Annotated in this window: 22 protein-coding genes; 9 read left to right on the plus strand and 13 right to left on the minus strand. The window is 70.1% G+C overall.

Annotated elements, in window-relative coordinates; all coding sequences use genetic code 11:
- Window positions 1–26: 26 nt before the first annotated feature.
- The 4 genes from ACFYZQ_RS37285 to ACFYZQ_RS37300 all read right to left on the minus strand — a co-directional run bounded on the left by ACFYZQ_RS37285 (window position 27) and on the right by ACFYZQ_RS37300 (window position 5,380).
- Window positions 27–1,889, minus strand: a complete 1,863-nt coding sequence (locus tag ACFYZQ_RS37285) for an ABC transporter ATP-binding protein (RefSeq protein ID WP_389157990.1) — start codon at window positions 1,887–1,889, stop codon at window positions 27–29.
- 526 nt (window positions 1,890–2,415) lie between these two features.
- On the minus strand, window positions 2,416–3,543 hold the full coding sequence (locus ACFYZQ_RS37290; protein WP_389157993.1) for a hypothetical protein: 1,128 nt from the start codon (window positions 3,541–3,543) through the stop codon (window positions 2,416–2,418).
- A gap of 83 nt (window positions 3,544–3,626) precedes the next feature.
- Entirely contained in the window at window positions 3,627–4,469 is an 843-nt protein-coding gene (locus ACFYZQ_RS37295) for a TauD/TfdA dioxygenase family protein (protein WP_389157995.1), read from the minus strand.
- Between the two features lie 32 nt (window positions 4,470–4,501).
- On the minus strand, window positions 4,502–5,380 hold the full coding sequence (locus ACFYZQ_RS37300) for an amino acid--tRNA ligase-related protein (RefSeq protein ID WP_389158002.1): 879 nt from the start codon (window positions 5,378–5,380) through the stop codon (window positions 4,502–4,504).
- A gap of 505 nt (window positions 5,381–5,885) precedes the next feature.
- On the opposite strand from ACFYZQ_RS37300, the gene ACFYZQ_RS37305 reads away from it, so the two are divergent.
- The 9 genes from ACFYZQ_RS37305 to ACFYZQ_RS37345 all read left to right on the plus strand — a co-directional run bounded on the left by ACFYZQ_RS37305 (window position 5,886) and on the right by ACFYZQ_RS37345 (window position 14,157).
- On the plus strand, window positions 5,886–6,164 hold the full coding sequence (locus ACFYZQ_RS37305) for a hypothetical protein (protein ID WP_389158005.1): 279 nt from the start codon (window positions 5,886–5,888) through the stop codon (window positions 6,162–6,164).
- A gap of 131 nt (window positions 6,165–6,295) precedes the next feature.
- Window positions 6,296–7,342, plus strand: a complete 1,047-nt coding sequence (locus ACFYZQ_RS37310; protein WP_389158008.1) for a fatty acid desaturase family protein — start codon at window positions 6,296–6,298, stop codon at window positions 7,340–7,342.
- Window positions 7,343–7,453: 111 nt separating this feature from the next.
- Complete coding sequence (locus ACFYZQ_RS37315) at window positions 7,454–8,599, plus strand: inosamine-phosphate amidinotransferase 1 (protein ID WP_389158011.1); 1,146 nt, start codon at window positions 7,454–7,456, stop codon at window positions 8,597–8,599.
- A gap of 71 nt (window positions 8,600–8,670) precedes the next feature.
- On the plus strand, window positions 8,671–9,993 hold the full coding sequence (locus ACFYZQ_RS37320; RefSeq protein ID WP_389158014.1) for a JmjC domain-containing protein: 1,323 nt from the start codon (window positions 8,671–8,673) through the stop codon (window positions 9,991–9,993).
- A complete protein-coding gene (locus ACFYZQ_RS37325; RefSeq protein ID WP_389158017.1) occupies window positions 9,990–10,820 on the plus strand; it encodes a DUF3865 domain-containing protein in 831 nt (276 codons plus the stop codon). The genes ACFYZQ_RS37320 and ACFYZQ_RS37325 overlap by 4 nt, the downstream gene beginning before the upstream one ends.
- A complete protein-coding gene (locus tag ACFYZQ_RS37330; RefSeq protein ID WP_351960010.1) occupies window positions 10,820–11,251 on the plus strand; it encodes a GFA family protein in 432 nt (143 codons plus the stop codon). The genes ACFYZQ_RS37325 and ACFYZQ_RS37330 overlap by 1 nt, the downstream gene beginning before the upstream one ends.
- 131 nt (window positions 11,252–11,382) lie before the next feature.
- Entirely contained in the window at window positions 11,383–12,249 is an 867-nt protein-coding gene (locus ACFYZQ_RS37335) for a dimethylarginine dimethylaminohydrolase family protein (protein ID WP_389158020.1), read from the plus strand.
- A gap of 58 nt (window positions 12,250–12,307) precedes the next feature.
- Window positions 12,308–13,585, plus strand: coding sequence for a cation:proton antiporter (locus tag ACFYZQ_RS37340; protein WP_389158023.1), 1,278 nt, complete (start codon window positions 12,308–12,310; stop codon window positions 13,583–13,585).
- Window positions 13,582–14,157, plus strand: coding sequence for a nitroreductase (locus tag ACFYZQ_RS37345; protein ID WP_389158025.1), 576 nt, complete (start codon window positions 13,582–13,584; stop codon window positions 14,155–14,157). The genes ACFYZQ_RS37340 and ACFYZQ_RS37345 overlap by 4 nt, the downstream gene beginning before the upstream one ends.
- Window positions 14,158–14,396: 239 nt before the next feature.
- Here the strand turns inward: ACFYZQ_RS37345 and ACFYZQ_RS37350 are convergent, their stop codons facing one another.
- The 9 genes from ACFYZQ_RS37350 to ACFYZQ_RS37390 form a co-directional block, all read right to left on the minus strand.
- Window positions 14,397–15,713 carry a transcriptional regulator gene (locus tag ACFYZQ_RS37350; protein ID WP_389158027.1) on the minus strand — a complete coding sequence of 439 codons (1,317 nt, stop codon included), beginning with the start codon at window positions 15,711–15,713 and terminating at the stop codon, window positions 14,397–14,399.
- A gap of 120 nt (window positions 15,714–15,833) precedes the next feature.
- Window positions 15,834–16,451 (minus strand): DUF6624 domain-containing protein, encoded by a 618-nt coding sequence (locus ACFYZQ_RS37355; protein ID WP_389158029.1) that lies wholly within the window; start codon window positions 16,449–16,451, stop codon window positions 15,834–15,836.
- Window positions 16,384–16,827, minus strand: a complete 444-nt coding sequence (locus tag ACFYZQ_RS37360) for a hypothetical protein (protein WP_389158032.1) — start codon at window positions 16,825–16,827, stop codon at window positions 16,384–16,386. Before ACFYZQ_RS37360 ends, ACFYZQ_RS37355 begins: the two co-directional genes overlap by 68 nt.
- Before the next feature lie 192 nt (window positions 16,828–17,019).
- Window positions 17,020–18,270, minus strand: a complete 1,251-nt coding sequence (locus tag ACFYZQ_RS37365; RefSeq protein ID WP_389158035.1) for a cytochrome P450 — start codon at window positions 18,268–18,270, stop codon at window positions 17,020–17,022.
- A gap of 5 nt (window positions 18,271–18,275) precedes the next feature.
- Window positions 18,276–19,547, minus strand: a complete 1,272-nt coding sequence (locus ACFYZQ_RS37370; protein ID WP_389158038.1) for a cytochrome P450 — start codon at window positions 19,545–19,547, stop codon at window positions 18,276–18,278.
- Complete coding sequence (locus ACFYZQ_RS37375) at window positions 19,544–20,146, minus strand: ATP/GTP-binding protein (RefSeq protein WP_389158041.1); 603 nt, start codon at window positions 20,144–20,146, stop codon at window positions 19,544–19,546. Before ACFYZQ_RS37375 ends, ACFYZQ_RS37370 begins: the two co-directional genes overlap by 4 nt.
- Window positions 20,124–20,492, minus strand: a complete 369-nt coding sequence (locus ACFYZQ_RS37380) for a DUF742 domain-containing protein (RefSeq protein WP_389158044.1) — start codon at window positions 20,490–20,492, stop codon at window positions 20,124–20,126. The genes ACFYZQ_RS37375 and ACFYZQ_RS37380 overlap by 23 nt, the downstream gene beginning before the upstream one ends.
- Window positions 20,489–20,911, minus strand: a complete 423-nt coding sequence (locus ACFYZQ_RS37385) for a roadblock/LC7 domain-containing protein (protein ID WP_389158047.1) — start codon at window positions 20,909–20,911, stop codon at window positions 20,489–20,491. Before ACFYZQ_RS37385 ends, ACFYZQ_RS37380 begins: the two co-directional genes overlap by 4 nt.
- On the minus strand, window positions 20,908–22,215 hold the full coding sequence (locus ACFYZQ_RS37390) for an ATP-binding protein (protein WP_389158049.1): 1,308 nt from the start codon (window positions 22,213–22,215) through the stop codon (window positions 20,908–20,910). The genes ACFYZQ_RS37385 and ACFYZQ_RS37390 overlap by 4 nt, the downstream gene beginning before the upstream one ends.

Below are 22,215 nucleotides of genomic sequence, written 5' to 3' on the forward strand. Positions count from 1 at the left end.
GCGTACTGAGGTGGCGCCGGGGTCGCTCATGCGGGGGTCTCGCGCTTCGCGCCGTCGGGCTCGGATGTGATCTGGTAGGACAGCAACTGCTGGAACAGGCCCGGCTGTTGGGAGAGCTGGGCGTAGGTGCCCTCCTGGACGATTTTGCCGTCGTCGAGGACCACGATGCGGTCGGCGATGGCGACGTTGGTGATGCGGTGGGTCACCAGCAACACCGCCCGGTCCTGGGCGAGGTTGCGCAGCCGCTGGAAGATGCGGTACTCGGCGCGGGGGTCGAGGTTGGCCGTCGGCTCGTCGAGGACCAGCAGACCGGCTTGGCGGAAGAACGCCCTCGCCAGGGCGATGCGCTGCCATTGGCCGCCGCTCAATTCCTCTCCGTTGAGCCACTCGCGGGCCAGGAGGGTGTCCAAGCCGGCGCCGAGCTTGTCGACGACTTCGTCGGCGTCGGCCGCCTCGCACGCCTCGCGGACCGCCGCGTCGCCGCGCGCGGTGGGCTGTCCCTGGGTCACGTTCTCGCGCACGGTCAGTGGCCAGTGGGCGTAGTCCTGTGGCACGAGGGCGACCTGCTGCCACAGAGCATGCGGGTCGCAGTCGCCGGTGGGGACGCCGTCCCACAGCACCTGCCCGCCTGTGGGCAGGTAGAGGCCGCTGACCAGCTTCGACAGCGTCGACTTGCCCGAGCCGTTGAAGCCCACCAGCGCGGTGACCTCGCCCCGACGTAAGGTGAGGGAGACGTCGGACAGCGCGTCGCGGTCCTTGCCGGCGTACCGGTGGGTGACCGACTTGACCTCGATCGTCTCCGGTGGCTCAGGGCGGTGCGGACCCCGGCGCATGCGGAAGCCGCCCGCCTTGTCGAGGAAGCCGCTCCAGTCGTCCATGTACAGCCCGGTCCGCACGGCGCGCGCACCGACGGCCACCAAACCGCGGACCGACATGCCTACCGTCTGCAGGGCGAAGACGGCTGTCCCGGCATGCCCGACGGTGATCCGGCCGGTCGCGAGCAGCCACACGACGGCCGCCCACACCACCGCCGACCCCAGCCCTCCGCACACCGCGCCGACCAGGGACATCCGGGCGCCCTTGTCGGCCGCGGCCCGGTCCTCGCGGTTGATCCTGGCGACCGTGTGCCGGTACCGGCCGGACAGGAAGTCGGCCATGGTGCCGGCGCGGATCTGGTCGGCGGCGTCCTTGGTGTAGATGTGCCAGCGCAGCACCGACAGCATGCGGTTGTCGCCGTTGCTGCGGAGGTTCGCCAGGTACCGGACGCGCGCAGCGCTCACCTGGGCCAGGGCCTGCGGCAGGCTGGCTGCGACGAGGAGCGGGAGAAGGAGCCAGTGCACGCCGGTCAGCACGATCGCCCCGGCGAGGAAGCTGGCGCCCGACGCGATCAGGTCCTGGCCCTCGTTGATCAGGTCGCCGGTGACCTGGGCGCCGCGGTCGGCGGCTTCCCGGTCACGGTTGAAGTCGGGGTCGTCGTACGCGCACAGCTCGACCTCGGCGCATCCGGTCAGCAGCATCTGCTCGGCCTCGCGTGACATCAGTGGGCCCAGCCGGGAGGACAGCCAGTTGACGGTGATTCCGAGGAGCGCGCGCACGCCGGCGGCACCGGCGAGCAGGGCGACGGAGGGCCACGCCTGAAGGAGTCGGTGGTAGACGTCTCCGCTGCGCAGCAGGGCGGTCATGGTGCCGGCGATGGCGACCAGGCCCAGGGCCTGCATCACGCCGGTGACGGTCTGGCAGAGCAGGAGGCCGACGGTCGCTCGTCGGTCGACGCGCCAGGCGAGAGCCAGCGAACGGCGCACCAGTTGCGGCAGGCGGTGGGCCATGTCGCGCATCCGGATTGAGCGGCCGGCTGCCTCGCGGCTGCCGGTGAGGTCGACGTACCGCATCTGCGGCTCGGGAGCTGGCGCGGCCGAAGTGCCCGCCGGTGAGGGTGTGCGCGTTCTGGCGGACGGCGCGGAGGGGGACGCTGCGGGGGTGGTGCGCGGTCCCGGAACACTGTCGGGTGATGCATCGGTCGGCTCACTCATGCCGCCCACCCCGTATCGGGACGTGCTGAGCTGGGCTTGTCGTCAACGCTGTGCGTGATCACGCCGGGTCGCCGTTCGATTCCGGGAGGCTGCTGCAAGGGGGCAGGGGTGGGATGCATGGCGTGTTCCTCCGTCTGGGCGTCGGTGTGGCACTGATGCTCTAAAAACGCGCTGGACCTGGTCCCGTCACGGCCTGATCGGAGGGCATTTGGTGAACCCGAGTTCTAATGCCAGGGGCAGGGCGGGCGGGCTCTGGGTGGTCGCGACTCAAACTCGTTCGATCAGGGCGGTTCACTCCATCAGGGGGTTGCGGACAGCACGCACCTGGCCGCGGCGGAAGTTCGCGGCGGCTGTGCGGTGGGTGTTCAGAGCAGACGGGCGGGTGTCAGGTGTTGAGGACGGTGAAGGCGACGGAGGGGAAGCGGCGGCCGTTGACCTGGAGGGCGAGGGAGTAGGAGCCCGGTGAGAACTTCCACCGTGCGGTCGAGCGCAGCGGGTGCGCCCTGGCGAGCTGCAGTTCCTGGCCGGCTTCGGCCGTGGCACGGCGAAGGAAGGAGACCTTCTCCCGCGGCTGGCCGTTCTGCCCCGTGGTGGCGATCACGATCATCACGTGGACTGGTGCGGTGGCGGTGGCGGTGAGAGCCGCGGAGAAGTTCAGGGTGTCGCCGTCGCGGAGTTCGGTGTGCTCCAGGACGAGTGGGGTGACCGCGATGGGCGCGTCGTGGGCGTAGCCGAGGACGGCGTAGGCGGGCGGCCAGCCCTCCTTCAGCCGGTTGCGCAGGGCGCCCCGAGCGATGAAGGCGAAGTGCTCGTCTGCGAGTCGGCCCGACTGCTTCCACCGCTGAAGGGTGGTCAGCACGAGGTCGGGCTGGCTAGCGGCGATGTCGCTGAGGTGGTTGGCGACGGAGGTGCGGACATAGAGGTGAGCGTCGTCGTAGAGCTGATCGAGGACGGGCAGTGCCGCGTCGACAGGCAGCTGGATCCGTGGGGCCCAGGGCAGCAGGGGCCGGGTAGCCTCGCTCGCCAGTCTGCGCACCCGGAAGTCCTCGTCGCGGGTCCACGCGCCGACGGCCTTCATTGTCTCGTCGGGGAAGTCGGCGAGAAAGTGCCGCACCGGGAGCTCGGCGGAGAAGTACCCGGTCATGCGGGCCAGAGCGGCGAGCGCCTGGTCCAGGTGCTCAGAGGTACGCAGGTAGCGGGAGACGTAGTCGGAGTGGGGCGAGTAGATGTGCAGGCCGAAGTCGTTGGTCACGCCGGCGGCCTCGGGCGTCGGGGGGAGGGAGCGCAGCAGGATGTCGAGCGCGTCGGGGCCGGTGACCGGAAGGTGGGCGTGCAGGCCCTCGCTGGTGCGGGCGATCCGGCCACTGAGCTCCAGCCGGGGAAGGTCGGCCGTCACCGACTTCACGAAGCTGTCTGCGTCGAACTCGGGGCAGGCCGAATGGACTTCGCGGCCGATGCGTTCGATGCGCTCGGCGTTGAGGGCGGTCTCTTTCAGGGGAACCTTCACGGTCATGGGCAAACCCTAGGGCTGGCTACGGGGGCATCCCTCGTGTTCTCGCCGCGGGTCATCCGGCGGTGTGAACACGAGGCTTTCGGCTATCGGACGGCGGCGCGGTACAGCAGTCGGCGCTGGCGGGAGCTGTCGCAGGGGGAGGCTGTGTGCAGGGTGGCGAGGTTGTCCCACACGACCAGGTCACCCTGGCTCCAGCGGTGGCTGTAGACGTACGGCGCGCTGGTCGTGTGCTCCAGCAGTTTTCCGATCAGGGTGCGGCTCTCCTTCTCGGGGAGTCCGGTGATGCCGCTGATCACCATGGAGCCGAGCAGCAGCGAGCGGGCACCGGTGATCGGGTGGGTCAGGACGAGCGGGTGCTCAACCTCCGGGTGACCAGCGAGACTTCCGGCCGCGACCGACGATTGGCCGCCGCTGGCCTGGCTCTGCAGGACACGGAGCTGCTCGATGGAGTGCACCGCGCGCATCCCCTCGATCCGCTGCCGCATCGCCGGGGGAAGGGCAGCGTAGGCGCGGGTCGCGTCGGCGAAGCGGGTCTCACCGCTCTGCTCGGGGGTGATGACCGAGTACAGCAGGGTAGCGGAGGTCAGCTCGGGCTTGAAGCTGTTGTCGGCGTGCCACTCCTCCTCGTTGTCCCCGTCGTAGATGCCGATGTGCTCGCCGTTCTCGACGATGTTGCTGATGACGGTCAGGCCGGGGAAGCCGCCGACGGCGTACCGGCGGTCGACGCTGGTGTCCACCGCCCCGAAACAGGAGGCGACGGTCGTGAGATCGGCGTGGGTCAGGTGCTGGCGGGGCACGATCAGCAGCCGGTACTGGTGCAGGGCCCGCGCCATCTGGGGCGCGAGGTCTTCGGCGTCGGTCGCGAGGTTGCAGTCGACGACGGCGCCGAAGCCGCTCTCGTCGAGCGGGTGCAGCGAGAGGGACATCGCGGCTTCTTTCCGGACGGTCGTGTCGGTGATCAGAACTGGGACGACTGCTGGAAGACGGTGACGTCCTTGATGCCAGAGGCGGCCATGCAAAGCCGCTCGATGCCGATGCCGAGCCCAACGCTGCTGGCCGGCGCCCGCCCGGCGTCGATCGCCTTCCATACCAGGGCCTGCTCGTCGTCGTACAGGTCGACCGCACGGGCCCGTTCGACGAACTCGGCACGGTCGGGCTCGTCCTCGTAGCCGTGGACGACTTCGACGCCGTCGACCAGGAGCTCGAAGCGGTTGAGGACGGCGGCCGTGCCCGGTGTGAGGCGGGCGCACGGCTCGTCCCCGCCGACCGGGTACTCGGTGAGGAACAGCGCGGCGCCAGTGCTCTGGGTCTCCAGCTCGCGCTCCACGAACTGCCCGAGCACTGTCTTGAACGGCACGTCGCTGCCCATGCCCAGGTGCGCGGCCATCTGCGCGGGCAGGTCACCGAGGGGTTCACCGCGAAGGTCGATGCCGAAGTGGTCGCGGATGTGGCCGGCGACGGAGACCCGCTGGGGGGTGTAGGGGATGTGCGGGCCGATCAGCTTCTCGGCGAGCGCCATGAGGAAGTCGAAGTCCTCGTCGGCGGCGTAGAGGTCGAGCATCTGGAACTCGGGCGCGTGGAGCTCGTCCGGCTTCTCGGGCCGGAAGCATGGGCCGATCTCGAAGACCCGCCGGTGGTGCTCCAAGTTCACCCGCAGTGCCGGGCCGATCATCGCCCGCAGGAACCGCCCGCCGTCATGGTGCACCGGTAGACGACGCCCCGGGCCGAGGTCGGCCCTCCGCAGTGTCGGGGTGACCACCTCGACGAAGGCAGCCGCGCGGAGCGTGTCCCGCAGGCTGAACAGCAGGTCCGACTTCATGACGACGGGGTTGAGCACGGGCGCTCCTCAAGGTCGGTTATTCCGACGGCAGTTGGAGGGAAGCCGGGCCCACGGCGATCTAGTGCGTGGCTTCTCGGCGGGGCCACAAACTAGTCGCGCCGACGCGAGCAGTAGAAGCCCTTCCACCGGCCCTGCCGGGTCCAACAGGGCTGATCTGCCGCCCATTCAGGACCAGACTTCGGCTTTTTCGCAGCTCAAGCAGGATGTGCGCGCAACGGGCACGCAACGGTCCCGTGCAACCGGCGCAACGCCCAGAGCCGTTGCGGCTCTCTTCGGCGCAGCCCTAGCGTGACTGGCCAAGCGCCCAGCGCGACCGCGCCACGCAACGCTCATCCGCAGATGGACAAGACGTGCTCCGGCGCGACCTTCTCCACCGGCGTGCGCCTGCGCCAATGGCGTGCCGAGCCGATGGTTCAGCACCTCACCGGACCCGCGGCCCGGCAGTTCCACAGCCCGATCACCCGGATTCGCGGATCACCCGCGACCGAAGAGGGAGAACTAGATGACCGCTACCGCCGGAATGACCCCGGACACCGGCCTGAAGGCCGGCATGCGCCCGGACGCCTCCGTGCTGAAGCTCGGGATGCGTCCCGACGCGGCCGTGCTGAAGGCCGGGATGCGTCCCGACGCGGCCGTGCTGAAGCTCGGGATGCGTCCCGACGCCCCCGCGCTGAAGTCGGGCATGCGCCCGGACGCCCCGGAGCTGAAGCTCGGGATGCGTCCTGACGCCCCCGTGCTCAAGGCCGGGATGCGCCCCGACAGCGCCCTCATCGCGGCCTGACCTGCGGCTGAGCCACCCCTCGTCCGGCTCCGGCGCGCCCGCCCACGGCAGGTCGCCAGTGCACTGTCCGACTGCGGGCGCGTCGGAGCCCGGCACATCCCCACCCGCAACGCATCCGACTGGAGGACCTGATGGGCAGCCCCGCGGCCAGCAGGACCCGCAACGGCACTGGAGCCTCCGGCCCCGTCCGCAAGGCCCTCGGGCAGCAGCTCATCGCCGACCTGGAGAAGCTCTGTGGACGCCCGACCATCGGTCTGTGGGACGTCGCATGGGACCTCGTCGCGATCGCCGCCGCGGCGATCACCGGCCACCTCATCGGTCACGTCGTCGGCCCCCTGCTCGCCGTCTGCTACATCGGGGTGCGCCAGCGCCACCTGTCCAACCTCGGGCACGAGTGCGTGCATTCCAAGCTCATGGCCACCCGCCGCGGCAACCGGGCCATCGGCTACATCCTGACCGGCCTGCTCGGCGAGGGCTTCGAGCCCTACCGCAGCAGCCACTACGTGCACCACGCCAAGCTTGGTTCCGGCGACGACCCGATGTTTCAGTCCTACCGCGCAGGCAACATCCGCGCTGCGGGCCAGGCGCCCAGCCGCCGCTCCTTCGTCCTGCGGGTCATCGTGCGCAACGCCCTGTGGAGGCTGCCGAAGACCGCGGTGCTGACCCTGGTCACCCGCGCACCGGGGGAGACCTGGCGGGCCCTGGCCGCCCGGGCCGTGCTGTGGGCGGGCGTCGTCGCCGCGCTGTGGCCCGTGGACGGCGTTCCGTACTTCCTGCTCTACTGGCTGCTCCCCCTCGTCCTGGTGCGGCCCGTCGTCACCTGGATCACCGACCTCGGCAACCACGCCGGGCTGATCGAGAACGACGACGTCCTCCTGCAAACCCGCGGCTGGACCTCACACTGGCTCACCCGGCACCTGCTCGGCGGCCACCTCGACGACATGTTCCACCCCATCCACCACTGGTGCCCGCAGATCCCCTGGCGGCGCCTGCCCGCGGCCCGCGCCCTCACCGCGCAGCGTCTGTCGCGCTTCGGCGAAGTGCCCTGGTGCTCCGGCTACTTCTTCCGCCGGCGCTCCACTCCCGACCAGCCGTGCGTCATTGAGGACATCATCGCCCGGCTGCATCCCGCACCCGAAGCCGCCTGCACCCCGCACCAGCACGCCTCGGCCGCTTGACCCCGGCCCCGAACACGCCCACACAAGCCCGTACGGCACCGACCCTCCGGGACGCACGCGCGCGCCAGTACAGGGTCGCGCCGTCGCCCGCCGCCGAGGAGGCGGCCCACCATGCCCCAGCCCACCTCCGTCCCGCCGCCGGCCCTGAACAGCTTCGACGAGTTCACCCGGCTCGAAGAAGTCGTCCTCGGCCGCGCCGACCACTACAACGCCCACCACACGGAACCCTCGTGGCGGCTGTTCTTCTACGACAACGTCGCCCCCGTCTTCGGCCGGCACACCACCCCCTCGGGGGAGGAACTCCTGCCGATCCCCTCACAGCTGACCGACGAGCTCAGCGAGGACATCTCCGGCCTGGCCAACGCCTTGACCGGCTGCGGGGTGAACGTCCTGCGACCCGCCGTCCCGGGCAAGGACGTCGACATCCGCTCCCCGCACTGGGACGCGAGGGCTACCCCACCCCTCAACGTCCGCGACCAGACCATCATTCTCGGCAACACCATCGTGGAGACCGCACCCCACATCCGCGCCCGCATCTTCGAGAACGACCTGCTCAAGCCAACCTTCTACCGCTACTACGAGGCCGGAGCGAACTGGCTGAGCATGCCGCGGCCCGCCCTTGCCAGCGACTCCCTGGACACCAGCTACTTCACCCGCCAGGGCCTGGACGTCAGCCGTGCCACCGACGGCGAGACGGCCAGCAGCATCGAGGGCCTGGGCCTGGAGATGGTCTTCGACGGCGCGCAGTGCATGCGGCTGGGCCGCGACGTCCTGGTCAACGTCGCCAACCACAACCACGAACTTGCACTGCGCTGGCTGCGGGACAACGTCCGCAACCTGCGGTTCCACCGCCTGGATGCCATGGCCGACAACCACATTGACAGCGTCCTAGTCCCGCTACGCCCCGGCCTGATGCTGCTGCGCTCGCCGGAATACCTCAAGTACCTGCCCGAGGCAATGCAGTCCTGGGACGTGATCTACGCCCCGGAGACCGACGACAGGAACTTCCCGGACTACACCGGCCTCGGCTTCGTCATCCCCATCGGCAGCCGGTACATGGACATCAACCTGCTGTCCGTTGACGAGGACACGGTTGTCGTCAACTCCCTTTACCCGGAGCTGATCACGGTTCTGGAGCGACACGGATTCACCGTCGTCCCGGTCCGCCACCGCCACCGGCGCCTGTTCGGCGGCGGGTTCCACTGCTTCACGTTGGACACCGTCCGCCGCGGCGGCCCCGAGGACTACCTCAGCTGACCCTGGCGCCTAGTCACCGAGCCTCTTCTCCCGCCCCGATCACGACAGCCCCCGACGTCAGGAGCTTCTTGATGGACACTGCCTACCCCTGGCCGCCCGACCAGGCATTCTGGACCGGCACCTTCCCCGACCACACCACGGGACGGACCACGCCCTTCCTTTTCAAAGGCATCATCCCCGCCACCGCGGCCAGCCCGGACGACGTCCTAGCGGGATTCGAAGCCATCCGCGGGGCCCATGCTGACGGCACCGGCATCAAGGCGCACGCGCGTGTCTATGTCGGCGAGGAACGACGCGACGACCTCCTGCCCCAGGCGCTGACCGCCCCTTCCTGGGACGGGGGCGTGGACGCCTTCGTGCCGTGGATGCAGGACCTCGCCGCCGCCGAGCGGTTCTCCCTGGTCATCAACAACCTGGAGACCGTCAGCCCCGCCCTCGCCGCCGGCCTCGGCACCTTCTTGAAGAGCGTCATCGATGGGTGGGGCCTGCCGCTGGGCGGCGCTGAACAAGTCGCCTTCGTCGGCAACTACAGCGGGACCGCGTTCGGGATCCACGAGGGCTACGAGGACGCCTTCCTCGTCCACCTCGGCCCCAACGCCAAGAACTTCTACTGCTGGCCCGCCGAGCAGTACGAGAAGCTCACCGGCGGTAAACAGCCCACCTACGGCGACTACCGCGCGCTGCTGGAGGAGGCCGAGCACTTCCTGCTGGAGCCAGGCGATGCCCTGTTCCTGCCCCGCAGGGTCTTCCACGTCGGCACCCAGGACACCTTCTCCGTTTCGGTGGCGATGCCGCTGTACACCTACCCATACGCGCAGATCCTGCAGAGCCGCATCATCCCGGACGTCCTCGCCGAGCTGGCCGGCGACGGACCCGACGACGCGCTCAATGAACCCTCCGCGATGGCTGACGTGGCCGCGGGTCCCGGCTCCGTCACCGACCGGCTGGCTGGCGTCGGCCGCGAGCTCCTGCACATCGCCGCCGACCGCGTCCGCGGGGCGTCCCGCGAGCACGCCGAACAGCGGTGGGCCACACTGCTCAGCAACGGCGGCTGGGAACTGGTCGAGGGCGACCTCGCCCGCCAAGAAGCCGCGGAAGCCTTCGACCCCCAGCAGGTGGCGCCCGGCGCCGAGATCACCCTGATCGCCCCCTACCAGGTGACCATCCTCAACAGCGGCGACGACACCCATCACGTCCTGCTGCGCGGCCACCAGACGGGCATCGCCCTCGACGTCGCGGCCCTGGACCAGGACACCGTCACCGCGCTCAACGACGGCGCCGCGATCACCCTGCCCGACAGCCCGGAACTACTCGCGGCCGTCCGGACCCTGGGAGCCACCGGCGGCCTGCACTTGACGCCCCGCCCCGCCGACACAGAGGACACCGAGAAATGACCCCCGACAACAGCCTCATCCAGGCTTACCTCAAGGCCAACCCCGAGACGCAGAGCGCCGTCAACGGCACCCTGCTCGGCAAATTCACCTCCGGCGATGCCCTGGTCACCGCGCACCTGGCTCCCATGATCGACTGGGCCTACGGGAAGATCGCCGAGAAGGTCGGCGCCGCCGACCTCAACGTACGTCAGGCCCGGATGTACATCGAGGAGCTCTCGGTGTTCGCCCGCTACAACGCCCAGTTCCTCAAGGCGGCCGCCACCGGCGTGGAGGGCTTCTGCCCCGAGCTCGCGCACGAGCTGCGCCGCAACCACCTGGAGGAGGGCGGCGAGCGCGGCAAGGTTCCCGCGCACTACGTTCTGTACACCAACGCGCTTTTGTCCGACCTCGGGCTCCTCGTCAACGGCCACGTGCCCGCCCGCGAGACCGAGACGCTGGTCAACCTCCACCAGTGGATGGTCGGCTCGCACATGCCCAGCTTCATCGCCGGCGCCTACTACGCGACCGAGGCCGTGGCGATCGCCGAGACCGAGATCCTGCGGGACATCACCAACCGCTACGGCGAGCTGACCGGCCAGGGCAGCGGCAGCGAGCTGAAGGCCCTGCACTACTACTACGAGCTCCACCTCGACGAGGGGCACGAGGCCGCCCAGGTCGGCGGCCTGAGCGTCGAGGCCGCACACATTGAGGGCCTGGCCCGGTTCATCAAGGAGAGTGAACTCTTCCATGTCGAGCTGCCCCAGGCGATGGACGGCTTCCTGACGATCACCGAGGGGATGACACACTGGTGGGCTCAACTCACCCACCGTGCCTGGGAGATGAACTGATGAACGCCACCCCCGACATCGTCGCCGCCGTACAAGAGCGCTCCGGCGGATGCCTGTGCGGGCGGATCCGATTCACCGTCAAGGGCAAGGCCGTCTACCCGCACACGTGCAGCTGTCCGCACTGCCAGAAGCTCGGCGGCGGCCCGATGATGTGGTGGGCTGGCTTCGCAACGGACGATGTCACGTGGACCAACGGGATCGAGCCGACCTGGTTCGAGACGTTCGAGGGCGAGGCCCAGCGCGGCTTCTGCCCCCACTGCGGCAGCCGCCTCGCGGCGATCGACAGCGACGTCCCGGAGCTCGGCATCGTCGTCACGGCCCTGGACGACACCAGCGGAGCCGACCTCGTCCCCGTGAACCAGTCCTTCCGCGACGACGCCGTGCACTGGCTGCCTCAAGTCCCGGACACTCAGAACAGCCCCGTCGGCTGACACCCGCGAGACCTCCGGGGGCCGGCAGCCCTGACCTGCCAGCCCCCGGGACCCGTCCTGCCTGGGACTGTCTGCGCCGCGTCCGGCTCCGCCGTCCGACCCGTCCAGCATCCGGCCCAGGAGAACTCATCGTGCTCACTCCGCATGCCACCAGCGAGTACGGCGCCCTGCGCCATGTTGCCATGCGCTATGCCGGCGACGTCACCCCCGACCTCGACGGCCCCGAAGTCCATCCCGTCCTGACCCGCCAGAAGACCACCAGCTCCTGGAGGCCGTACGCCCCGGCCACCGTCCGCACCCAGCAGGACACCCTGATCGGCCTGCTGCGCAGCCGCGGCACGGAGGTGACCCTCCTCGACCAGTCGCCGGGCTGTCCGGTCCAGCACTACCCCCGCGACATCGCCTTCGTCATCGATCACGTCATCGTCCTGGCACGCCTGAACTCCGCGCACCGCGTTCCCGAGGCCAACGCGCTGGCCCCGCTCCTGGACGACGCCACGCACGTTGCCCACCTGGACGAGGGCACCATCGAGGGCGGTGACGTCATCCTGCATACCGGCACCGTCCTGGTCGGCCTCAGCGAGGAGACGTCCCCCACGGGCGTGAGGGCGCTGCAGCGGGCGCTGGCCCACCACGGGGTCGCGCGCGAGGTCCGCCCGGTGCACTTCGCCGTCAACGGTATCGTCCACCTGGACGACCACTTCACGATCGTCGCTCCCGGCACCGCGCTTATCCACCGCAGCGTCTTCCCCCCCGCCGAACTGCACTGGTTCGAGCAGCATTTTGACCTGATCGACGTCACCAACGACGAGGCCCGTGCCGTCCAGGCCAACGTCCTGGCGATCGCGCCGGGCACCGTGATCGTCGCCGCCGGCAGCGACCGCATCGCAGCGCAGCTCGCCGCGCGCGGACTCGAGGTCCTCACCGTCGATTACTCCGAGGTCACCCGGATCCCCGGCTCGCTTCGCTGCACCACCCTGCCGTTTATCCGCGCCTGATCCGCTCTCTCCCCGCCTGGCCGCGGTGCGGCCATCCGCCCCGACTCCTGGAGCTGCCGTGTCCGACCCGCTGCTGCCTGTGCTCCTCGCCGTCCCGGTCGTGGTCCTCGCCTGCCAGGCAGGCGGGCGCGCCGTCAGGCTGCTCGGCCAGCCGCCGGTCATCGGCGAAATCCTGGCAGGGATCCTGCTCGGCCCCTCACTGCTCGGCTGGCTCGCACCCAGCGTCCAGCACCACATCCTGCCTCCCTCGGTCCTGCCCATCGCCTCCGCCCTGGGCAACCTCGGCCTCTTGGCGTTCCTCTTCCTGATTGGACTGGAACTCGACCTCCGCAGCCTGGGCACCACCCGAGGCTCGGTTGCCGCAGTCAGCCTCAGCGGGGTCCTGCTCCCCATGGCCCTCGGCGCCGCGCTGGCCTCCGCCCTCTACCCGCACTTCGCGCCCTACGGCGTCGGACGACTGCCGTTCACCCTGTTCGTCGCCGTCGCCCTGAGCATTACCGCATTCCCGGTCCTCGCACGGATCCTCGCCGACCGCGGCCTGGAGACCACGCCCTTGGGCGCCTTCGCTCTGGCCTGCGCCGCCACCGACGACGCCCTCGCCTGGTGCCTGCTCACCACCGTCGTCGCCCTGTCCACCTCTGGCACCGTCCTGTCGGCTTTGACCACCCTCGCCCTGACCGTCATTTTCGCTGCTGGCCTCACCGTCGTCCTGCGCCCCCTGCTGCGCGCACTGCTCGAACGCGCCAGCCGAACCTCCGACGACCTCGTCCTGGTCCTGCTCTTCGCCGGACTGTGCCTCAGCGCCTACACCACCGACCAGATCGGCGTGCACGCCGCCTTCGGCGCCTTCCTGTTCGGCGTCACCGCACCTCGTGGACTCCCGGCCGTCGAGCGCAGCGCTGCGCGCTTCCGCGCCGTCCTTCTGCCGCTCCTGCTGCCGCTATTCTTCGTCGACACCGGCCTGCACACCGACTTCTCCACGCTGCCAGCCGGACAGTGGGGCTGGGGAGCGGCGATCCTCGCGGTCGCCGTCATCGGCAAGTGGGGCGGCACGGCTGGCGCAGCCCGACTCACCGGCTCCGACTGGCGCTGGTCGGCCGCTGTTGGCACGCTCATGAACTGCCGCGGCCTAACCGAATTCGTCGTGCTCGGCATCGGCCTCCAGAGCGGTGTCATCAGCGAGGCGCTGTTCACCCTCCTGGTGGTCATGACCGTCATCACTACCGCGGCCACCGCCCCGATACTCAGGCGCGTGGCCAGCGACGACCCGAGGATGACCCCGCCGGGAGCGCACGACGATCCCGAGCGTGACCCCACCCGGGAGGTGGCCGGATGACCCAGCCCCCGAACCCGGTTCTGGAAGCGGTCCTCACCCGGCGCAGCGCCCCCCGACTGACCGAGCCCGCGCCTGGCCGCCACGACCTGGAGCGACTCATCCAGGCCGCGGCCACCGCACCGGACCACGGGCGACTTCGCCCGCGGAGGCTGGTCGCGGTGACCGGGAACGAGCGGGCCCGACTCGGTGACGTGCTCGCCGAAGCCGCCGCCTCGCCGGAGCAGGCCCGGCGTGCCGCCACGAAGCCCCTGCGCGCCCCGTTGCTCCTGTCTGTCGTCCACTGCCCTGTGCCCGACCATTCGAAAATTCCCGAATGGGAGCAACTGGCCGCCACCACGGGCATGGTCACCACACTGTCGCTGCTCTTGCACGGCTACGGCTGGGCGTCGATCTGGCGCACTGGGTCCGCAGTCCAGGCGCCCCAGGTCCGCAAGTACCTCGGCGTCGCCGACAGGGAGCAGCTTCTGGGCTGGCTGTACGTCGGTACCCGGTGTCCGTCCGGCGCTTTCGCTGAACGGCCGCCGTGCGAGATCACTGCCAAGATCACCTGGCCCGACAGTGCAGGCGGCTGAGACTTCCCCCAGCACGCGGTCACGCAGACCACCGACGACGAGCGTAATTAAGCGCTTCCGCGCCGCGTAGTCCCAACTGGCCTCGGACCGCCAGATCATGGGCATCCGGACTGGACACGAGCTTTTTCCAGCAGGCTGTCCAGCGTCCTGTGTCGGCGTGCTCCGGAGCAGCGCCGGGCCACGACACGGCGGCCTCGGTCCCCGGCGTACGGATGTGTCTCCAGTGCGGGCCGAGGTGGTCAGAAGCCTCGCAGCGGCTCGCCTGCCTTCAGGCGGTCGAGCCGCTCGGAGAGCCGACGGCTCATCAGATGCTTGGACGCCTGGGAGGCGCGCTTCGCCACAGCCGCGTGCTCGGCCGAGTCGCCGCGCAGCCGCGCCAGTTCGGCCTCGGTAATCAGGAGCTCCACCATGTCGCGTGTCCGGTCCGATGAAAGGACCGACGCCTCCTTCAGGGCCTGCGCCCCCTGTTCGGCCAGCCCGGCAACGGCAAACGCCCACGCCGTCTGTCCCTCCAGCTCACGGAAGTCGAACCACTCCAGCCAGGCCGGACCGGTGCTGCTCTGCGCGCGGGCGAAGAACTCGCGGGCCCGCTTCACCGCCGCCACGACCTGATCCGGCTGTCCGTTCAGCGCCCATGCTCGAGCTTCGGTCACGCACGCATAGGCCCTGACGAGGGGAGGCGCTCCCTCGGCCGCCAGCACAGCACTGCGCGCGTGAGCGAGCACATCCGCCTGCCCGCCCTGCGTTGCCGCCAGCCGGGCTTGGTGGATGTGGACCCGAGTGATGCGGGCGCGGTCGCCGATCGCCTGTGCCAGCCGCATCGCCTGAAGGTCGTAGCGCTGCGCCAAACCGGGGAGCTGATCGTCGTAGGCCATCGAGGCCATCGCAAGAACCGCGTCCACCACGCTGCCGTACAGTCGGCGACCGGTCCGTGCGGAGAAGCTCCCGTTCAACATCGGTGTTGCGTGCGTGTCCATCATCGACGCGAACACACTGCGGAACTTGCCCCCGCCGTGTTGGGAGTCCAGCTTGCCGTACAACCGAGTCTGCTCGTCAAGCAGGTCGATATCCGCTGCGGTGACCCTGTGCTGCCCGTGGCCACCGATGGCGGCGTCCGCCGGCATCACGAGCGCCTCGCGCGACGCGGGACCAAACACGCTCGGTGAGAACGCGCTCTTGACCACGCTGCGCCGGCGCATGGCGTCCAGGGCCCACAGCTTCGACAGCATGCGTACGGCGTTGGGAACGTCCAGGTATTCCAACGACTGCGCCGCGACCAGGCCGGTGTCGGACGGCCAACCTAAGCTCTCCGGCGTCACTACCCGGTGCAGCGCTGCCGACAGTACATGGCACGCGGCGGCTGCGAGGTCCTCGCCGGGCGTCGCGCCCTTACACCACCGAGAGACGGTGCTAGTGGCCACTGCGTAGGGCAAACGGATCGCCTCACAGCGTGCGGCGATCCGGCGTGCGAAGCCGCTGATCGACCAGTCCAGCGTCTCCAGATGCTTGAGTAAGACCTCGTTGCGCTCCGCCTTCTCTGATCTCGGACTCATCATCGCGCCGCCCCATCCCGGTGGAGTCAGGGAAAAGATCGAAGTGGTACCAGCTGGGTTCCGTGCGTTCAGCGGCTCCCTGGGGCGGAGCCCGTGCGAGTCGGCTGCAGCCGCTGGCCCTGCTCACGGATTACTCCCGGCCAAGGCGAGGTCCTCGTCGTGCTCCGGTACCGGGACCGGTAACGAACCGCTCCCGCCCGCCAGGCGTTCGCGCAGCAGCCGGAACTGCTCTGCGTGGGGAAGCAGCCCGACCTGTGCACGCCGGACGTCGAGCTGATCGCGGTCCTGGACCGGGTAGAGCTCCAGCTCTCCGTCGGGCCGACGGCGGTGCTGCGTGCCGTAGACCTGCAGTTTCCCGTCGCGCGCCAGGCACCGGTCGTACAAGCGCGCCCATTGGCTCGCACTCACCTCGCGTTGCCGGGCGGCCTCATGGACCGCGCGGAGGAATCCATTCTGGGCACGGGGGTCTTGATCGGCGTTCAGCGCGAGCGTCAGCGCGGCCCGCGCAGCCTCCTCGCCGACGAGGCTGCGGCCGGGCCACCCGTGGGCGCCCACGATCCGCTCAAGCACCTGGGTGTTGGCCTGGTCCGTGAGCATCGCGGCGCCGGCCCCCGCCAGCCCCTGCTGCGTCGCGGCGGTGGAACGGGCGGTCCGCCGGTTCTTACTGGCGGCCTCAGCGCGCTGGATCAGGGTCTGGGCGCGGTCGGGCCGCTGCGGCTGGTGCTGGTCGGGCGTCGTCACTGCGTACCTCCGGAGGCGCGATGGTCCGGCAGCATGGCGGGGAAGGCGAGGCCGAGGTGTCCGGCTTGGGGGTCGTCGCGGAGTGCAGGAGCTGCCAGGCGTGGGCCATGCCCACTAGGTGGCTGGAGTTGAGCGCGCCGGCTTTGACGGCGAGGTGGCGGATGCGGGTCGTCACCAAGGCCGGGGCGATGCGTGCGGCTGCGGCCATCTCGTCGCTATCCGATTTGGTGGCGACCCCGCGGACCAGGAGCAGTTCGTCCTCGGTGAAGGCCGGGACGGTGTCCGGCGCTTCCGGAGCGGGGGCCTGGCCGCTGGCCAGCGCCGCGTGGACCTTGGCCGGACGGGAGCTGACGCCGAACTTGAGGCCGATGCTCATGACGTGCCGGCCCAGGGTGCCGGACTGCATCCCGAGTTCGGCGGCGGCCTCCTGGGTTGCTGAGACCGGCCGCGATCTCCTCGGCGACGCGCCTCTCGGTGGGCGTCAAGGTAGTCAACTCGGTTAGTGAGCGCAGGGTGGCAGCCATGCGTCTTCCCTTCCGGCCACAGGCCGTGGTGGTGGGGTGAGTGGTCAGGAATCGGCCGTGGGTCGAAGGCGGACGGGGAGATGCCGGTGGCCGTTGGAGATGAAGGAGGACAGCGGCTTCAGCTCCTCCGGATCGACGGCCAGGCGCAGGTCCGGGTAGGAGTCGAAGAGCATGGGCAGCGCGATGGCGGCCTCCAGCCGGGCCAACGGCGCGCCGGGGCAGAAGTGTGGGCCGTGGCCGAACGCCAGGTGCTCCCGTGCGGTGGTGCGGGTGATGTCGAAGGCGTCGGCGCTGACGCCGTGGACATGCGGATCGCGGCCGCCTGCGGCGTAGTTGATGACGATGGCGTCCCCCTGCCGGAAGGTCAGGCCGGTCGGCTCGTCCTCGATGTCGCGGGTGGGGAACCGCATGATGATGCTGGCGATGGGCGCCTGGTGCCGCAGCGTCTCCTCGATGGCCTGCTCCCAGGCCGCCTTGCCGGAGGCGATCAGGGCGTGCTGGTCGGGGTGGGTGAGCAGGTTGGCCACGGCGTGGTCGAGGAGGTTGACGGTGGTCTCGTGACCGGCGCCGATGACCAGCATGTGACTGTCCAGGAGTTCCTGGCGGCTGAGCGTCCCGCTGTCATGGTTGGCAATCAGCGTGGAGGTCACGTCGTCGTCCGGCTGCTTGCCCTTGGTCTCCACCAGCAGGTTCAGCAGCCGGTACGTCTCCGCATACGCGGCGGCGGCCTCCTGCTCGTTGCGGGAGGTGTCGAACAGGGCACCGATCGCGGCCCGGAAGCCGTCGTGGAGCTCCTCGGGGACGCCGAGCATCACGTTGACGACGAGCAGCGGCAGCCGCCAGGCGAAGCGGGCCCGCAGGTCGACGACCTCGTCCGGGGCAGTGTCGCTGAGCTCGTCCAGGAGCTGGCGGGTGATCGAGGTGATCTGCGGGCGAAGGGCGCGGACCCGGCGCGGGTTGAACGCGGCCGCCAGCGGCCGGCGCAGACGGGTGTGCTCGCTGCCGTAAGCGCTCAGGGCGTTGCGGACCTCGACCCAGACCCGCAGCGGCCAGTCGGCGGGTATCTCCCCGTTGATGAACGCGGGCCAGTGCCGGTGGGCGTCCTTGGAGATGTCGGGGTGGGTGAGCAGCCGTCGGATCAGGTCGGGGTCGGTCACGCTCCAGGCCGCCACATCGCCGGGCAGTTCGACGTGGGTGGCCGGCCCGAGGGCGCGCAGGGTGGTGGCCTCGGCGTGGATGTCGGTGCCGGCTCCGTCGATCCGGTACGGGCAGCGGGCGGGCGTCTGCGCGGTCATGTCGGTCACCTTCCGGTCGGGGCGAGGGCTGCTGCGGGCTGGAAGCGGACGGGCAGAGCGGTGAAGCCGGAGTGGAATGTGCCGGGGCGGCGGATCAACTGGGTGGTGGCCAGGGCTAGGTGCGGCAGGCGGTCGAGCGCGCGCTCGATGGCGGTCTCCGCGATGATCCGGGCGAGGTCGGGGGCGGGGCAGGCGTGGACGCCGGCGCTGAAGGCGAGGTGCCCGCGGTTGCCGGCGTAGGAGGTGGGGGCGAGGTTGAGGGAAGGGTCGCCGTTGGCCGCGGCGAAACTGACGAGGATGGGGTAACCGGGCTGGAGCACCATGCCCTCGAAGGTTTGTTGGCCCAGCGTGTACAGCGGGCTGTAGTTGGAGACCGGGGGGTCGGTCCACAGGACTTCGTCGAGGGCGTCGGAGACGGGCTGGACGCCGTCGTGGACGCTGCCGGCGAACCGGGGGTTGGTGATGATCCGCTGGACGGCGTTCGTGATCAGGTTGCTGCTCGGGGTGGTGGCCGCCCCGATGACCAGCAGGATCGTCTGCACCATCTCCTCGTCGCTGAGACTGGCCTCGATCAGCCAGCTGGTGATGTCCCGCTGGGGTGCTCCGCGTTTTAGATGGGTTAGGGCCAGGCAGGCGTTTTCCAGGTCGGCGTTGGCCGTCGCGGCGTCCTGGTCAGTGTCGAACAGGCGGGCGATGGCGGTGGTGATGCGTCGGCCGATCTCGGGCGGGCTGCCGAACACCTCGATCATCGTCAGCATCGGCAGCGGGTCCGCGTACTGGGCGACCAGGTCGCAGACACCGGTCGGGGCGAAGGCGTCTATGAGCTGGTCGGCGATCTGGGTGACGGTGGCCGCCAGGGCGTGGGTGTCGACGCGGGCCAGGCTCCCCGTGATCGCGTGGCGCAGCCGCGCGTGATCATGGCCGTCCATCCACAGCGCGTTGTCGCGCGGCTGCATCATCATCAGCGCCGGGCTGTCGGGCGGGACCTGGCCATTGGCCAGCGCCTGCCAGTGGCGGGGGTTCTTCGCGAACCGGTTCGGCGTGTTGCGCAGGAGGTACAGCGCCGAGCGGTAGGTGGTGGTCAGGTAGCCCCACACGCCGGGGGAGATCTCCACCGGGGCGATCGGGCCCTGGGCGCGCAGCAGCGCGTAGGTGGCGTGGGGGTCGGCGTTGAACTCGGGACCGTAGATCGGCAGCGGCTGGAAGGGGCGGTCGGGCCGGGCGGCCTCGCCGGCGTGCGCGGGGCAGCGGCCGGATGCGGGCTGGGGCGTGGTCAACGGGATGCCTCCGGGGCGAGGGACAATAGGTGGCGCATCAGGACGATCAGTGCGTCGGTGGAGCTGCGTCTGTCGCGCGCGTCGCACGTCACCAGCGGTGTCGAGGGCTCGAGGTCCATGACCTCACGCAGTCGCTCGTCGGTGTGGACCGGGGCGTCGTCGAAGGCGTTGACGGCGATGGCGTACGGCAGCGCGAGGCCCTCGATCAGCTCCAGGATCGGGTAGGTGTCGGTCAGGCGGCGTGTGTCGGTAAGGACCAGCGCGCCGAGCGAGCCGAAGGACAGGTCCCGCAGGACAGGGAAGAACCGCTTCTGGCCGGGGGCGCCGAACAGGTAGAGCACGAGGTCGTCGCTGAGCGAGAGCCGGCCGAAGTCCATGGCGACGGTTGTCTTGGTCTTGCCCGGCAGGTCGGTGTGGTCGGTGCCGACGCCGGCGCTGGTCATCACCTCCTCGGTGCTGAGCGGGGTGATCTGGGAGAGGGTCTGGACGAGCGTGGTCTTGCCCGCGCCGAAGTGGCCGGCGATCAGGAGCTTCGCTGTGCGCTCGTTGCCGCGCAGGGGCGGCGCCACCCGGGTGTCAGAGGCGTTGGAGCCCGGCAAGGACGTCCTCCAGGAGCTTGATGTCGAGCCCAGTGGTGTGGGTGATCTGTCGTTGGGTGGTGATGTGGCCGGACTCCATGAGGTCGGCCAGCAGGATCCGTATCACGCTCAGCGGCAGGACCAGGTGCGCCCCGAGTTCGGCGACCGAGTAGGCGCTGACGGACAGCAGGTCCAGAGCGCCCCGGTGCTCGGGGGTCAGTCGGGTGCGGTCGAGTTGGGGGGAGGAGGCGGAGAGGCTGATCAGGGTGATGTGGTCGAAGTGGTTGCGCGCGGCGGCGGTTCGGCCACCGGTGACCACGTAGGCCCGGACCAGCCGGTCTCCGCCGCCGGCTCGGGGCCCGTTCACGCGCTGCCGGTCCGGTCCTGCCGCGGCGCGATTGCCAGGGTCTGACCGACGCGGTCGATCGTCTTGAGCATGCGGTAGGAGACATCCGCGATGTCCGCGTCCCGGTCGGCGCCGACGGCCAGGTAACTGCCGTCGCCCGCGGCCATGAGGACGAGGAAGGAGTTACCGAACTGCGTCAGCGTCTGCTCCCACGGTGAGTTGGGGTCACCGCTGGCGAAGGCGGCCCCCGCGCGGCTGAGGGACTGCATGCCCGAGGCGATCGCGGCGACTGTCTCGCCCAACTCCCGGTCGACGCCGGAGGAGGCGGCGGTCAGCAGGCCGTCGGCGGACAGCAGCACCGCGTGCCGGGTGTGCGGCACGTTGACGAGCTCGTCCAGGATCCAGCTCAGGTCAGCGGAGGGTGCGGAAGTGGCGCTCACTGGGTGTTCTCCTCGTCGGGGTTCTTGTGGGGAGCTCGTGTGCCGCGGATGAACGCGGCGAGGTTGCGTCCGCCGTCGGTTGGCGGCTGGCTGGCAGGCTGGGTGGCGGGCTGGCCGTGCGCACGCTTGGCGCGGCGGCGCATGGGCAGGCCGTCGTGGGCCACTGGATACGCGCCGCTGTTCTGGGGAGCCTCCGGCGGGTGCGGGGAAGAGCCGGAAGGGGCAAAGCCGGTGTTCGGCTGCGGCGTCTGCAGTTGCGCTTGCGGTGCGGCCGGTGCCGGGGCGGGCACGAGGAGGCCGCGGTGGAGGTGGACGATCGCGCGCACGCCGCCGTGGTCGGACTGCTGTGCCACGGAGACGTGGAAGCCGTAGCGCTCGGCGAGCGCGCCGATGCCGAGGAACCCGAGCCGGGGCGGGTTGCGCAGCTGCGTCAGGCGTACTGGTTCCTTCCCGGTCAGCAGCCGCGCGGCGTCAGCGCGGGTTTCCGGGGTCAGCCCGATGCCGGCGTCGTCGATGACGATGCTGACGCCGTTGTGCGCGTGGACGAAGTACACCTCCACGGTCGTTCCCGGCTGCGAGTTGCGGGCGGCGTTGTCCAGGAGTTCGGCCACGGCCAGGACGACCGGCTCGACGACGGTGCTGCCGACGTACTCAGTGGGCTCCCCGGTGATCCGCACCCGGCGGTAATCCTTGATGCGCGACTCGGCCCCGCGCACGACGTCCAGCAACGGGGTGTCGTCCCGCTGTCGTCCCGGCCACGCGCCGACCAGGAGACCGACGATCTGGGCCTTGCGGGCGAGCTGACTGCAGGCGTGGTCGATCTCGTAGGCGTCGGCCAGGACCTTCTCGTCGTCGTGATGGTCGATCATCGAGCTGATCGCCCGCTGCTGCTCGTACACCAGCGCCTGGAGCGCTCGTGTCACGGACTGCACGGCAGCCTGGGCAGCCTGCTCCGCGCGAGTGGACGCCTGCTCCGCAAGGGTGCCGAAGTATTGAAGGATCTCTTTCTCGGCCTGGGCGAACACGGTGCCAGCCAGCTCAGGGTGGAGCGGCTGCCCAGCGTCGCCACCGGAGCCGCCCCATAGCTCCCCGGCCAGCGCGGGAAGCCTGTGCGTGGCCAGGTGCTGTATCTCCTGGTCCCGCAGAGCGGAAAGGCTCTGCGCTCGTTGGAGGACCTCCTCCAGTTCGGTCTTGTCGGTGCCGTGGCTGTGTGCTGTCCGGCGGTAGCGGACGGCGGCAACGGTCGCGCAGACGAAGCCCGGCGCGAGCAGGGCAAGCGCGGCGTCCTGTATCGAGGCGGTCAT

Origin of the sequence: Streptomyces sp. NPDC001843 (assembly GCF_042891955.1) — a bacterium.
Taxonomy (GTDB): Bacteria; Actinomycetota; Actinomycetes; order Streptomycetales; family Streptomycetaceae; genus Streptomyces.

Excerpts from the sequence above, each read along its gene's own strand:
- ACFYZQ_RS37285 (WP_389157990.1), bottom strand. The coding sequence starts at position 1,889 with ATGCGGTACGTCGACCTCACCGGCAGCCGCGAGGCAGCCGGCCGCTCA.
- ACFYZQ_RS37290 (WP_389157993.1), bottom strand. The coding sequence starts at position 3,543 with ATGACCGTGAAGGTTCCCCTGAAAGAGACCGCCCTCAACGCCGAGCGC.
- ACFYZQ_RS37295 (WP_389157995.1), bottom strand. The coding sequence starts at position 4,469 with ATGTCCCTCTCGCTGCACCCGCTCGACGAGAGCGGCTTCGGCGCCGTC.
- ACFYZQ_RS37305 (WP_389158005.1), top strand. The coding sequence starts at position 5,886 with ATGACCGCTACCGCCGGAATGACCCCGGACACCGGCCTGAAGGCCGGC.
- ACFYZQ_RS37310 (WP_389158008.1), top strand. The coding sequence starts at position 6,296 with ATGGGCAGCCCCGCGGCCAGCAGGACCCGCAACGGCACTGGAGCCTCC.
- ACFYZQ_RS37315 (WP_389158011.1), top strand. The coding sequence starts at position 7,454 with ATGCCCCAGCCCACCTCCGTCCCGCCGCCGGCCCTGAACAGCTTCGAC.
- ACFYZQ_RS37320 (WP_389158014.1), top strand. The coding sequence starts at position 8,671 with ATGGACACTGCCTACCCCTGGCCGCCCGACCAGGCATTCTGGACCGGC.
- ACFYZQ_RS37325 (WP_389158017.1), top strand. The coding sequence starts at position 9,990 with ATGACCCCCGACAACAGCCTCATCCAGGCTTACCTCAAGGCCAACCCC.
- ACFYZQ_RS37330 (WP_351960010.1), top strand. The coding sequence starts at position 10,820 with ATGAACGCCACCCCCGACATCGTCGCCGCCGTACAAGAGCGCTCCGGC.
- ACFYZQ_RS37345 (WP_389158025.1), top strand. The coding sequence starts at position 13,582 with ATGACCCAGCCCCCGAACCCGGTTCTGGAAGCGGTCCTCACCCGGCGC.
- ACFYZQ_RS37350 (WP_389158027.1), bottom strand. The coding sequence starts at position 15,713 with ATGATGAGTCCGAGATCAGAGAAGGCGGAGCGCAACGAGGTCTTACTC.
- ACFYZQ_RS37360 (WP_389158032.1), bottom strand. The coding sequence starts at position 16,827 with ATGAGCATCGGCCTCAAGTTCGGCGTCAGCTCCCGTCCGGCCAAGGTC.
- ACFYZQ_RS37365 (WP_389158035.1), bottom strand. The coding sequence starts at position 18,270 with ATGACCGCGCAGACGCCCGCCCGCTGCCCGTACCGGATCGACGGAGCC.
- ACFYZQ_RS37390 (WP_389158049.1), bottom strand. The coding sequence starts at position 22,215 with ATGACCGCCTCGATACAGGACGCCGCGCTTGCCCTGCTCGCGCCGGGC.